The organism is Parablautia muri (assembly GCF_009917485.1).
Classification (GTDB): Bacteria; Bacillota; Clostridia; order Lachnospirales; family Lachnospiraceae; genus Suilimivivens; species Suilimivivens muri.
The window spans coordinates 1-12,392 of sequence record NZ_QZDT01000021.1 but is presented as its reverse complement, the minus strand read 5'-3'; the positions used below and the strand labels follow the sequence as shown (position 1 = coordinate 12,392).

The following is a 12,392-nucleotide window of genomic DNA, read 5'->3' as shown; positions in this document are numbered from 1 at the left end:
TACTCAGACAATGCCGGGAATCGGGATTTCAATCTGGACGATATAGTCTTCTACCCGGTCTATGACGATTTCATTGATCCCTTTTTCATATGAATAGCCGGACAGTGCCAGCCTCTTGTCATGGGCAAAGGCAAGGATTTCCTGATAACGCAGGGGGAGCCGGCTTAAGTCCCCTTTGTGGAAGGCCCGCAGATATTTTCCTTTTGGCTGTATATGCAGGCCGTTTTCCTGTCTAAGGCGGGGAATTTCAATGAAAAGGTTGGTGTAGTCATCGAAATTTCCCTTAAGCAGGCTGGCAACAGGGATCATGGAGCCGTAGGAGGCGTCATGGAGGCGGCCAAGCCGGTATTTGGCTGTTTCGGCCGTGATCAGCTCCACTTCTTTTTCAAATGTAATAGCTTTGTCTATATCTACCGTTACCAGGCACCGAGCTTCTTTTTCCACAATGCAAATTTCTGATAAGTCCATAGTCAGAAGGGTATCCATGTCCTGCCGGTGGCTGGATAAGGTTTTTCTGAGTGCCTGCAGGTGCAGAAGTTGTAAGTCCAGTTCTGCGATCTTTTCATCCAGAAGACATTTCAGGTTTTGAGCAGAACGGTTTTTCATGAAGTTCTGGATATCAGGGATGGATACGTCCAGTTCCCGGAGCAGGAGGATTGTTTCCAGTATGGGGCTTTGGTGGTAATTATAGCAGCGATATCCGTTTTCCGGATGGATGGCGGCAGGTTTGAACAGTCCGATCTCATCATACCACATCAGCGTTTTTTTGTTGATGCTGTGGAGCGCTGCGAATTGCCCGATGGTAAGTAAATTGCTTTTTAAAGCCATATTTTTCTTCTCCCTGAATTTTGTCCATAAAAATCTATCGTTTTCCATTGACCATACTGTTACTGTACGGTTTATTATACTGTATGAATCAGTTGGATGCAAGACGGGAAGCTGGATTTTGCCCTTTTGTGCCGTCTGCAGCGCCTTTGACGAGGAGGAAAGTCATGGAAAAACAAAACGTATATGAAAAGCCTGTAACATTAGGGAATATCCTGAAGTTTGCCGTACCCACCATTGCCATGACGGTGTTCATGTCTTTTTATACCATGGTTGACGGCCTGTTCGTGTCAAATCTGATCGGCACCAATGCCCTTTCGGCCATCAATCTGACTGCGCCGGTCATACAGCTTGTCACAGCCATTTCCACCATGCTTGCCACGGGAGGAAGCGCTGTCATTATGAAAAAGATGGGGGAAGGAAAGCGTGAGGAGGCGAAGGAGGACTTTACATTCCTGATTCTGGTGAATGTGCTGGCGGGAGCATTCATGTGTGTGGGCGGGTACATGGCAATCGGGCGTATTTTCGCGGGGATGAATCTCTCGGCAGATGTAGAAGGATATTGTGTGGAATATTTAAGCCGCTATCTGCTGTTTACGATCCCCATTCTGTTAATGAATAACTTTACCCTGTATATGATAGCCAGTGAGAAAGCGGCCTTATCCCTGATCTGTTCTGTGATGGGAGGTGTTTTAAATATAGTACTTGATTATGTATTAATTGCTGTATTTCATATGGGAATCAGCGGCGCGGCGGCTGCAACAGGACTTGGATATTCTGTGACAGCGGTTGTGGGTCTGTTTGTTTTCAGCCGGAAAAAGAGTTTGCTGCATTTCAGAAAACCAGTATTCCGTTTTAAAGTTCTTGCAAATGCTGCCACAAATGGATGCTCCGAGATGGCAACGGCCCTTGTTACCGGGATTATTACCATGATGTTCAACTGGACGATGCTCCGCTATGTCGGGGAAGACGGGGTTGCGGCGGTCACCGTCATCATGTATGTGCTGATGTTTGCAAGTTCCCTGTATACAGGATATTCTTATGGGATTGCGCCCATGCTGAGTTTTTATCATGGGGAAGGGAACCATGATAAACTGAAAAAACTGGTTGGGATCAGCATGAAAGTGATCGCAGGGTTCTCTGTGCTTACGGTTACAGCTTTGTTTCTGTTGACAAGACCGCTGGTATCCGTCTTCGCCCGGCCGGATAATCCGGTGTATGATCTGGCAGTAACAGGAAACAGGATATGCACGTTGGCATTATTTTTTATCGGATTTAATATTTTTGCCAGCGGGATGTTTACTGCATTATCCAACGGGATTGTTTCGGCCATCCTTGCATTTTCCAGATCCTTTGTGTTTATGCTGGTTACTATGATGATACTTCCCCTGTTTTTTGGTGTGAATGGCATCTGGCTGGCAACGCCTGTGGCGGAATTGATGGCGCTTGCCCTGTCTGCCTTTATGTTTTTGAAATATAGAAAGAAATATGGATATTAGGGGAAAAATAATTTTCTGTAACATTTCGCGGTAACAGATAAGCATTTTACAGCAAATAAATTGTTTTGATATTTTTGGCAGACTATAATAAAGTATTCGTCTATGGCAGCGGTAAAAGTTTATCTTTTTCCGCTGACGATATAACGATTAGGAGGTGGCGCATTGATCCGTATTGCAATCTGTGATGATGAAAAACACATGTGCGACCATATAAGAGCAATGGCCTCCGATTTTTTTCGTAAAAAGAACAGGGATATCCAGCTTCGGACATTTTTAAGCGGCGAAGAACTGCTGAATTATGGCGGACAGATTGACATCCTGTTTCTGGATATCCAGATGAAGGGCATGGACGGCTTGGAAACAGCAAGGAAGCTGAGAGCGGATCGGTTCCGGGGATGCCTGATCTTTATCACGGTACTGAAAGAGATGGTGTTCCAGTCTTTTGAGGTACAGGCTTACGATTATCTGGTCAAACCGGTGGATGAAAAACAGTTTGAGAAGACCATGGAGCGTTGTTTTGATTCTATGCAAAACGCCGGTGAGGACAGTCTGCTGGTGCAGAAGGGATATGAGGGGCGCATCATCCCAAAGGACGAGATTGTTTTCTGTGAGGTCATAGACCGGAAAATATATCTGAACCTGGCCTCCGGCGAGGTTGTTGATTATTATGAGCGGATCGAAACCTTGGAAGTGAAGCTTGACAGCCATTTTTTCCGGTGCCACAGGAGCTATCTCATCAATCTGAAGCATTTAAAAGGATATAAAAACGGGACTGCCTGTATGGATAACGGCAAAGAGGTTCCTGTATCACGGCTGCGGAGCAGGGAGTTTTCCGGCATTGTTCTGCAGTATATGAAAGATATGTAAGAGTTTTTACATACGGGGGCAGGTAATATGGCTGAGTATTTAGATTTTTTCAATGTATACGTTATGGGCGTCATTGAGATGGCTTTCCAGTTTTATTTTCTGGCAAAAATACTGAAAAAGAAGGTATGGCCCCCTTTTTATTTCTTGTTTGCAGTATGTGCGGTGGTGGTCAACGATTTTGTTCCGGCCTGCACGATGATCGGTTTCGTGGCGCTTGTATTTCTGCTTACGGCGTGCGGAATTTTTGTCTGCCATGCGGATTTTAAGCCTTCCCTTCTGTATGCGACCCTGACAATGGAGATCATGCTGCTTTGCTATGGAATTGTGCAATCCCTGTTGGGTCTTTTATACCTATTAATGCCGGCTGTTTTTCATGATACGTCTGGTGTTGCGTTTATGCTGGCCAGCGAGGCGGCATCGCTGGCGCTGGCCGGGTTTTGTTATTATATGGTGTATCGTTATTTTTCCGAGCATGCCCTTTATACCTCAGCAAAAATGCAGCAGATGTTTCTGATCTTCATCCCGATACTGATGATATTTATTATGAGTAAGTACATCAATGCGATTGGGTTCCAGTATGAGGTCTTTGTGGAAGAAGAACCTTCCGAGTATCTGTTCAGCCATTGGCAGCTGCTGGCCATGTATTTTCTGGCCCTTCTAAGCCTGTTTTGTATCCTGTTTTCTTATAAGAAATTGCAGCAGAATTTCCGTCTCAGCACGGAATTATCACTGCTGGAGCAACAGGAATATTCCCTGAACCAGTATGTGGAGGAAGCAAAGGCCCGTTATGACAGGACAAAGTCCTTCCGCCATGACATCAAAAATCACATCGCAGTGGTAAAAAAGCTCCTGCAGAGCGGAAAACTTAAGGAGGCGGTAAGCTATGTTGAAGATATGGACGATATGGCGGAAAAAATGTCATTCCCCTGCAGCACCAATAATCCAGTAGTAGATATTTTGGTAGAAAACAAGTTAGGGATTGCGAAAAGCATGGGGATCGATATGGATTGTTCCCTTCTTCTGCCATATCCGTGTGGCATTAGAGATATTGATATCTGTATTGTCCTGTCAAATGCGCTGGATAACGCGCTCCAGGCAGTAAAAAGTCTGGATGTCGGTAGAGAAAAATATACCATGTCAGACGATAGTCCGTCCGCCCCGTCAGGGGCATGTATTACAGGATGCCCGAATAGGTATATCCGGGTGTCCGGACGGATCCAAGGGGATTTCCTTATGATGGAAATCCGGAACAGCTTCTATGGGAAAGGAGCGTTCAAAAAAGGGACAGGCCTGTCGAATGTAAAAAAGGTGGCTGAAAAATATGGCGGCGCCATGAGTATAGAGACTCAGGAAAATGTTTTTGTCCTCCATGTGCTGCTGATCATTCCACAGCACCCAGAAAGCAGCCCACAGCAAATGGATTAAAATGATACTTACTACAGCCGAAAAAAGAAAAAGGAAGCTGTCTGTAAGGGCGGCTGCCTGACAATATCAAATTGAAGGAGGAACATGGTTATGGCAATGCAGATTCATGGAAATTATGATCATTTGGGAACCGACTACGCAGAGAGGATGAAGGAAAAACAGCCCGCCGGGAAGGCGGAAAAGGCAAAGGAAGCAGAGAAGGATCCAGAGGCAAAAAATTCCGGCAAGCTGCCCGAACCACGGGATGAATACATCAGCAGTGAAAAATCGGGACAAAAACCTACGGGACTGTACCAGGTAGGCCAGGACGAGAACGGCAACCGGAAAATCTTTTTTGATGACCCGAAAGCTGACCATGCAAATGGAAAGGATGAGCCTTTCAGGGAAGGCGAGGATGGCAAAGAGCCGAAGGTAAGTGGGAACAGCCAGGGAAAGCCGGCGGAGAAATGTGTCACAAATACGGATAAAGTTGACAGGGAAATCAAGAAGCTGAAAGAGAAAAAGCAGCAGCTGGAGCAGCAGATCCAGTCAGCTTCCGAGGATGGAAAGAAAATCCGGGAACTGGAGAAAAAGCTGGCACAGATAGAAAACGAGTTAAGCCAAAAAGACAATGATACATACAGACGGCAGAGTGCTTCTGTAACAGAATAAAAGAGATTTAGATTTTTAGTGTGGTATCAATACCGGGAGATGGTGGCAAATGCGCACTGTTTTCCGGTATTTTTGGAATGTCAGCCTCCAGAAACACAGGGAACAATGCGTTAGGCTGCAGATGACGGAAAGGAAATAAAATGAATAAGAAAAAATGGATCCGTATTGTGTCGACTTATTCGATTATATATACAGCAATTACACTGTTGAGCAGTGTTTTATATCTCTGTAACGGTATTTATGAAGACCCGAGCGGTAATTGGCACGAATTAGACAGGGCTATGATCCTGCTGATTGGGATAGCAGCATTTGGACTGTGTACGAATCTGACTGTTAAGCCTTTGGCGCTCAGATATTTGATAGCATATATTCCCTCTCAGTTATTGGCGTTCGCCTATGTCTGGTTCAGTGGACTGCGGGAACCTTTGGCGGAAACAGCGTACAGGGATATTTGGATTAACTTTACGAGTCTTTTCGTGCTGTTATGTATCATCAATACTGCCGTTTATGCTTTTAAGAAAAAGAGAGGGCAGTAAGGAAAAGACTAAAAGGAATGCCGTTCCAGACTATTTTGTTTATAAAGAGATACAACATTACAAATATCTTATTGTAGGGCATATTGGTTTTATGGATAAGATATATGATACAAACCATTCAGTAAATTCCCGAAATTGTCAGAAAACCATATATAAAAAGAAATGAGAAGTTGATGGAGGCAGCTGTATATGGAAAGAAACATAAAAATAAAGCCAATTCATTTGTGCATGACAATCTTCATGCTATGTTTGTCTGTAAGGTTTGCTATTGGGAAGCGTTTTCTTTACCGTTTCGTTTGGGTTGGAATTAGCAATTTTAACTCTGCAGGGCAATTCAGCACATTTGGAAATATATATCAGCAGTTTTTCTTTAACCGGCTCTCAAATAAAGAATACGGAGTTCGTTTTCTTTCTGTTATGCGTCCTATTCAATATCGTCAATGTATGGATGGAGGAAGGCGTTTTTCGCGGTCTGTTTATGAAAGTGCTTTCTGAAACAAAACCATTTATGAAAGCGAATTTTATTGCCGCGCTTTTATTCGGAATCTGGCACATTGTAATGCCGATCAGAAGCTATGTGGATGGCGAAATGTCATTTGCGGCAATGGTCCTGATGAGTATCGGGTATATTGTCCTTGCCGGAATTATGGGGATCAAATGGGGACTTCTTTACCGTATTACAGGAAATATATGGGTAGGACTTGGCGACCATCTATTCAATAATACCGCTGCTACAAATATGCTGCATGTCGTTTCGTTAAAGGGAGCAGACGAATTACAGATTGTCCGGATTATGGCTGCACAAATAATTTCCTTTGCTTTTGTGATGGTAATTCATAGTTTTACGGAGTTAAAAAAAGTGTGAAATGCCCTTTGTGGGACAAAGAAGGAGAGGTTCATTGAACGATTTAAAAGAATTAGGGATACAATCGAATTCAGACAGGAATTTTTTGAGCATGGGGAATTCGTCATCAACGGAAGTGAATTATTTGATAAAACGGATGATTATACGGAATGGTGTAGAACCATAGACGCAAACACGAAAGAGGAAACGAACCGGTCTGTGAGGATAGCCATACTGGTACAACTGACACGGCAGAGCATCAAGCTGCCAGAGGGAGAAGAATGATAGGATTAAAAAGAGGAAGCGTGGCACTTTTATCCCATCAGGAGGAATGGAATAAAAATGCTGAAAATGTAATTTTGGAATTGAAACAGCTTTTCGGAAATGCTGCTGTTGATATTCAGCATGTGGGAAGCACTGCGATTGCTTCCATTTATGCAAAGCCAATTATTGACATTGTGATTGGCCTGCGTGATTTGGATGATATTTCACGTTATATGAAACTGTTGAAAGAACACGGTTTTGTTTTTCGCGGAGAAGATGTTGCGGGACAAATGTTGTTTGTAATGGGGGATTTTGAAAAAGAAACGCGTACACATCATATCCATGCAGTCAAATGGAATGGGACAGAATGGAATAACTATATCAATTTTCGGGATTATCTGAATTGCCATCCTGACAAAGCAACGCTATATGACACCTGTAAGAAAAAACTGGCGTTACAATTTCCGGATGACCGAAGAAACTATACAGAAGGCAAGCGGGAATGCATAGAATGCCTGCTGAAAGAAGCGTATGTATGGAGACAGCGGCAGGATACATACAGCGGGCAGGGAGCAGATAAAGGAGGTAAAAAATAATGCGTCATATTTATATTCGCGGAATCATTGAACTGCTCTGGCTGGCTGCAGCCATTGTATATTCCCCGCTTTTTACGGATAGATAATTATATTTAGCTGGAGCCGAAAGTAACGCATATCCATTACCTGATTCAGCTTCAACAGGAAATAAAATTTTCATGAATTCATTCATTTTCTTTTCTCCAAAATGTTTCAATCTCTTTCAATTCGTCTGCCGAAAGAATATCCTGCCGCAACAAGGTAGACACTAAGTTTTTCACATTCCCGCATAGACTTTATCAAGAAAGCTATGGGGTTTCCAATTCCTCCATGATGAGGGAGTATAAAGTTTCCCCTCCATTCTTCCAGATAATTTTCATTAGTACCAGTTCGGATTCAGAAATTTGCTGTGCCATATTGTCTCCCTTCTATATTAACACTTTGTAGGTATGTATTTATCTTAACCCTTTGTGGGTGATAGTGAAATGCACTAAAAGAAATTTAAGAATTTATAAAAAGATAGGAAAGATAGATGTGAGATTCCATCATTATGGTTCCAGGACATCATCTTCTATCAAAAGCTGATGCCTTGGAAAGTTCTCTTTCTCTATGTTAATGTCATTATATTGGTTAATCCTGTAACAATCAATCAGATTAATTTTAGGTCAAACAAGGAGATCGACAACAACAATAGTTGCCTGCAGGATTATTTATGGTATGAGAATACTGGACAATCATAAAGAAATATACTGATATTAAAGAAAGGACAGGAGAACAAAATGGAACGTGTAGAAATTGAAAGAATGAAGAATATTGATGTGCGTACAGTAAAAGTTAGTGATTTGGTAAATATAGAAGAAATAGATATAAATACAGAACTTCCAAAGGAGGAACGACTGTTAGAGTTTATAAAAAAGGTAAAAAATCCATTTTGTTATATTTGTAATGGGATGATAATAAAAACTTCATATTCCGATACAAAAGAAACTTTGGAAAACAGATTAGTACAGCTCTGTGTTGCTATGGAAGGAAATTGAATAATGACGATCCTTTTATGGACATTTTTGGTTCAGGATGATCCAATTATTTTGGACAAAGCAGAACCCCAAATAGAATAGGTTTGACAGTAAACATAACTATTTGAGGTGATTATATGAATACAAATCTGAATATTGATATTTATGATGCTGATGTTTATCTGCGCTTATCCAAAGAGGATGGGGATAAAGAGGAGAGCGACAGCATTACCAATCAAAAGGAACTCATTTTGGAGTATCTGAAATCTAAACCAGAAATCAAAATCCATGAAATCAGAGTGGATGATGGTTACTCTGGAGTCAATTTCGAACGTCCGGCATTCCGGCAGATGTTAGAGGATATTAAGACAGGGAAAGTGAACTGTGTGGTAACAAAGGACTTATCACGCTTTGGAAGAAACCACATCGAGGTAGGGAAATATATTGAGAAAATATTCCCATACCTGGGTGTCCGTTTTATTGCAATCAATGACAACTATGACAGTGTAACGAATGATGTACACAACATTATCATTCCGTTTAAAAATCTGCTCAACGATGCTTACTGCAGAGATATCAGCATTAAAATCAGGAGCAATCTGGAAGTAAAAAGGAAAAGGGGAGATTTTGTAGGCCCCTTTGCCCCTTATGGCTACCAGAAATCAGAAAAGGATCGTCATAAGCTGGAGATAGATGAGGGAGCCGCGGAAGTGGTGCGGTCTATCTTCCGGATGTATCTACAGGGCAGAAATGCGTATAAAATAGCGGAGAAGCTGAATAAGAAGAACATCCTGACACCAATGGATTATAAAAAAGAGAATGGCAGTGCGTTTTATACCGGCTTTAAGAAGAAGCTGAAAAGCCAGTGGACGCATATGCAGGTGCTCCGTATTTTAGAGAATCCGGTTTACATAGGAACGCTGGTTCAGGGAAAGGAGACCACGCCAAATTATAAAGTGAAAAAGAAAATAAAGCGTGACCAGAGCGGATGGAGCCGGATGGATAATACCCATGAAGCGCTCATTCCATTGGTTGATTTCCAAAATGTACAGGAGCAGCTTAAGATGGATACGAGAACAGGGATAGCAAAAGAAAAAATATATTACTTGTCCGGCATCGTAAAGTGTGGTGACTGCGGTGCCAATATGGTCAGAAAGACGGTACCTTCCGGAAAAAGAAAATTTATTTATGAGGTATGTGGAAACCATAAAGGAAATAAAAACATCTGTAGTCCCCATTGTATCAATGCGGCGGCTTTGGAGGAATGCGTACTGAAACTTTTAAACCACCAGATTGAGAATATAACGGATTTAGGGCGGATTCTGGATAAGCTGGAAGATGTCGGGAACAAGCAAGGAGAGGTGGAAAGAAGAAACCGTCAGATTACAAAGAAAAAGGAAGAAATACGGAAATATAACCATCTGCGCCTGGATTTATATGAAGATTACAAGGATGGACTGATTACGAAGGAAGAATATCTGGAATTAAAAGAAATTTATGAAAAACGTACCCAGGCAGCAGAACAGGCGCTTGGGGAAATGGAAGTGGAGATGGCTTTTTTGGCAGATGAGGAAAAGAATGCATGGGGGTGGATAAAGGAATTTGAGCAAAATGGATATCTGGAATGTTTGTCAAGGGAAACTGTCATTTTTCTGATTGGGCAGATACTGGTTTATGAAAAAAAGGAAGGAGAGCGTTATCCGAGGATAGAGATACATTTCAAATATGCAGATGAATTTCAGGCGTCTTTAAACTTGCCGGAAAAATCGCATGAGGAAACTTTCTTAAGGCATACGGCCAGTCCATCTGCCAACCATGGGGAAAAGGAGGAGACATATGGCAAGGACGAGTAGAAAGAGGGGAAATGATGCAGGAGAGCCTAATACACCCGCCATGGAGGCAGGGCTGTATGTCCGTTTGTCCAATGAAGATAATGGCGGCAAAAGTGTAGATGGAATAGATAACCAGCTTGCATTCCTATTGGAATTTGTAAACCAGCTTGAAAACGTGAAAACGGTTGAAACTTATATGGATAACGGACAGACAGGGACCGATTTTGAACGGCCGGGATGGGCGCGGATGATGGGAGATGCAAAAAAAGGCAGAATTAATTGTATTATTGTAAAAGATCTTTCCCGGTTTGCAAGGAACTATCTGGAAGCGGGGGATTACCTGGAAAAAATATTTCCATTTCTGGGTATCCGTTTTATTGCAGTCAGCGATCGTTTCGACAGCGCAGGCGAAATTTTCCCTCCAAAAGCATTGATCACGGAATTTAAAAACCTGGCAAATGATTACTATTCAAAAGATATATCGAAAAAAATCATGTCAGCTTTTCGGGTAAAAAAGGAACAGGGACTGTTTATAGGCGCAAAGGCCCCATATGGATATATCCTGGATAAGAATCATTATGTGATAGATGAATTTGCAGCTGATATTGTAAAACGGATTTTTAAAATGAAACTGGAAGAAACAAGCGCCTATAAAATTGCCGGTATACTGAACCGGGAAGGGATTCCCTCTCCCAGCAGATATGCAGGCGAACAGGGAGTTAAAAAGTATAAGGATTGCAGCCATATTTTGTGGCGGCAGGAAGCAGTCAGCCGGATCTTATATAACAGGGCATACATTGGGGACTTGGTGATGGGAAAATATGACCGTTCCATTTATTCCAAAGAAAAACAGGGCAAAAAAGAAGAAACTGCGTGGGAAATCATAGAAAATGCTCATCCTGCAATCATTGCCAGGGAAGACTTTCAGGAAGTACAAAAAATCCGGGAAAAGAACCGGAAGGTATGGAAGGACAGGCAGGGCGGGCCAGGATATGGGAATGTGCTGAAAGGGATCCTGGTATGCGGAATCTGCCATCATGAGATGTGGAGAAATAAAGATGTGAGGAATGGAAAGACGCAGTATTATTTTTTCTGCGGTTACGCATATGGACATTCTCAGGCAAAATGCAATACGTCTTCTATGATAGATTATAAAATTTTTGATTTGGTGTTAAAGCAGATAAAATTACAGATAGAATTGGCCGTGGAAACCGACAGCGTGCTGGAACGGATGAAAAAATCGGATAGCCAGGTTGCTGTTTACAGGATGAAAAAAAAGGAAACGGAGCAGGCAAGGGATGAACTGCAAAGATATACATATTTGAAAACCAGTATTTATGAAGATTTGAAACAGGGAATTCTGACAAAAAACGAATATTTAGCAGCGAAAGAAAGATACACAAGAAAGAGCTCCGAACTGGAAACAGAATGGAACAGTAAACAGGCCGAACTGGACAATTTTGCGCAATGTATGAGTGGAGCAAACCGCTGGCTGAAAGCCTTTCTGAAATTTAAGGATGCAAAAGAGCTTACAAGGGATATGGCAGTAAACCTGTTGGAAAAGGTGGAAATATATGAAAATAAAAGAATCCATATCCGTTTCCGTTTTCGGAATGAGTATGAGTGTTTAACCTCAATGCTGCAAAACAGTAGTAAGGTTATGGGCAGGAAAAACAGCAAAGAACATGCCCTGCGTTATCAAACATTGCGGATACTCTTAGCTGACCCGGTTAGGGGAGAGAGGTGAGAGAAGTGGCAGAGAAATTTTTGGCTGAATATTTGAGGCTTTCCGTGGAGGATGGGGACATCATATCCAACGATACGAAAGCAGAGAGTGACAGCATTCGTCATCAAAGGGAGTTGATTGCGCGTTATATCCGTGATAGGCAGCTTTATCCTGCCATACGACCATTGGAATTTGTTGACGATGGATACAGTGGAACAAACTTTGTTGAGGTAAGATAACGTAACCTTTTTTGCAGAGGGCGTTATCTTACCTCTTTTTGATGTATGTTAGATAGCATAACTCTTTACGTCGGCTCCTATCTGTCTGAAATA

Annotated in this window: 13 protein-coding genes; 11 read left to right on the top strand and 2 right to left on the bottom strand. The window is 42.2% G+C overall.

What is annotated here, in order from left to right; all coding sequences use genetic code 11:
• Positions 1 to 3: 3 nt before the first annotated feature.
• Positions 4 to 828 carry a MerR family transcriptional regulator gene (locus tag D5281_RS13250; protein WP_160560630.1) on the bottom strand — a complete coding sequence of 275 codons (825 nt, stop codon included), beginning with the start codon at positions 826 to 828 and terminating at the stop codon, positions 4 to 6.
• 164 nt (positions 829 to 992) lie between these two features.
• Here D5281_RS13250 and D5281_RS13245 point away from each other — a divergent pair, with 164 nt between their 5' ends.
• The 7 genes from D5281_RS13245 (at position 993) to D5281_RS13215 (ending at position 7,507) form a co-directional block, all read left to right on the top strand.
• On the top strand, positions 993 to 2,324 hold the full coding sequence (locus tag D5281_RS13245) for an MATE family efflux transporter (protein WP_160560629.1): 1,332 nt from the start codon (positions 993 to 995) through the stop codon (positions 2,322 to 2,324).
• 162 nt (positions 2,325 to 2,486) lie between these two features.
• Positions 2,487 to 3,191, top strand: coding sequence for a LytR/AlgR family response regulator transcription factor (locus D5281_RS13240; protein ID WP_160560628.1), 705 nt, complete (start codon positions 2,487 to 2,489; stop codon positions 3,189 to 3,191).
• A gap of 27 nt (positions 3,192 to 3,218) precedes the next feature.
• Positions 3,219 to 4,616 (top strand): sensor histidine kinase, encoded by a 1,398-nt coding sequence (locus D5281_RS13235; protein ID WP_160560627.1) that lies wholly within the window; start codon positions 3,219 to 3,221, stop codon positions 4,614 to 4,616.
• A 90-nt stretch (positions 4,617 to 4,706) separates the two neighbouring features.
• Positions 4,707 to 5,267, top strand: coding sequence for a hypothetical protein (locus D5281_RS13230; protein ID WP_160560626.1), 561 nt, complete (start codon positions 4,707 to 4,709; stop codon positions 5,265 to 5,267).
• 140 nt (positions 5,268 to 5,407) lie between these two features.
• Positions 5,408 to 5,803, top strand: coding sequence for a DUF6608 family protein (locus D5281_RS13225; RefSeq protein WP_160560625.1), 396 nt, complete (start codon positions 5,408 to 5,410; stop codon positions 5,801 to 5,803).
• A gap of 343 nt (positions 5,804 to 6,146) precedes the next feature.
• Positions 6,147 to 6,668, top strand: a complete 522-nt coding sequence (locus tag D5281_RS25730) for a CPBP family intramembrane glutamic endopeptidase (RefSeq protein ID WP_277935355.1) — start codon at positions 6,147 to 6,149, stop codon at positions 6,666 to 6,668.
• Positions 6,669 to 6,928: 260 nt separating this feature from the next.
• On the top strand, positions 6,929 to 7,507 hold the full coding sequence (locus D5281_RS13215; protein WP_160560624.1) for a GrpB family protein: 579 nt from the start codon (positions 6,929 to 6,931) through the stop codon (positions 7,505 to 7,507).
• 10 nt (positions 7,508 to 7,517) lie between these two features.
• Here D5281_RS13215 and D5281_RS13210 read toward each other — a convergent pair whose 3' ends face one another.
• Positions 7,518 to 7,679 (bottom strand): hypothetical protein, encoded by a 162-nt coding sequence (locus D5281_RS13210; protein ID WP_160560623.1) that lies wholly within the window; start codon positions 7,677 to 7,679, stop codon positions 7,518 to 7,520.
• A gap of 586 nt (positions 7,680 to 8,265) precedes the next feature.
• Between D5281_RS13210 and D5281_RS13200 the strand changes: the two genes are divergently transcribed.
• The 4 genes from D5281_RS13200 to D5281_RS13185 all read left to right on the top strand — a co-directional run bounded on the left by D5281_RS13200 (position 8,266) and on the right by D5281_RS13185 (position 12,299).
• Complete coding sequence (locus D5281_RS13200) at positions 8,266 to 8,523, top strand: DUF6870 family protein (RefSeq protein WP_160560622.1); 258 nt, start codon at positions 8,266 to 8,268, stop codon at positions 8,521 to 8,523.
• A 116-nt stretch (positions 8,524 to 8,639) separates the two neighbouring features.
• The gene (locus D5281_RS13195) at positions 8,640 to 10,355 is read left to right on the top strand and encodes a recombinase family protein (protein ID WP_160560621.1); all 1,716 of its coding nucleotides are present in this window, start codon (positions 8,640 to 8,642) and stop codon (positions 10,353 to 10,355) included.
• A complete protein-coding gene (locus D5281_RS13190) occupies positions 10,339 to 12,081 on the top strand; it encodes a recombinase family protein (RefSeq protein WP_160560620.1) in 1,743 nt (580 codons plus the stop codon). Before D5281_RS13195 ends, D5281_RS13190 begins: the two co-directional genes overlap by 17 nt.
• 5 nt (positions 12,082 to 12,086) lie before the next feature.
• Positions 12,087 to 12,299, top strand: coding sequence for a recombinase family protein (locus tag D5281_RS13185; protein WP_330585021.1), 213 nt, complete (start codon positions 12,087 to 12,089; stop codon positions 12,297 to 12,299).
• The last annotated feature ends 93 nt before the right edge of the window (positions 12,300 to 12,392 follow it).

Excerpts from the sequence above, each read along its gene's own strand:
- D5281_RS13210 (WP_160560623.1), bottom strand. The coding sequence starts at position 7,679 with ATGAATGAATTCATGAAAATTTTATTTCCTGTTGAAGCTGAATCAGGT.
- D5281_RS13245 (WP_160560629.1), top strand. The coding sequence starts at position 993 with ATGGAAAAACAAAACGTATATGAAAAGCCTGTAACATTAGGGAATATC.
- D5281_RS13250 (WP_160560630.1), bottom strand. The coding sequence starts at position 828 with ATGGCTTTAAAAAGCAATTTACTTACCATCGGGCAATTCGCAGCGCTC.
- D5281_RS13200 (WP_160560622.1), top strand. The coding sequence starts at position 8,266 with ATGGAACGTGTAGAAATTGAAAGAATGAAGAATATTGATGTGCGTACA.
- D5281_RS13190 (WP_160560620.1), top strand. The coding sequence starts at position 10,339 with ATGGCAAGGACGAGTAGAAAGAGGGGAAATGATGCAGGAGAGCCTAAT.
- D5281_RS13235 (WP_160560627.1), top strand. The coding sequence starts at position 3,219 with ATGGCTGAGTATTTAGATTTTTTCAATGTATACGTTATGGGCGTCATT.
- D5281_RS13230 (WP_160560626.1), top strand. The coding sequence starts at position 4,707 with ATGGCAATGCAGATTCATGGAAATTATGATCATTTGGGAACCGACTAC.
- D5281_RS13215 (WP_160560624.1), top strand. The coding sequence starts at position 6,929 with ATGATAGGATTAAAAAGAGGAAGCGTGGCACTTTTATCCCATCAGGAG.
- D5281_RS13195 (WP_160560621.1), top strand. The coding sequence starts at position 8,640 with ATGAATACAAATCTGAATATTGATATTTATGATGCTGATGTTTATCTG.
- D5281_RS13225 (WP_160560625.1), top strand. The coding sequence starts at position 5,408 with ATGAATAAGAAAAAATGGATCCGTATTGTGTCGACTTATTCGATTATA.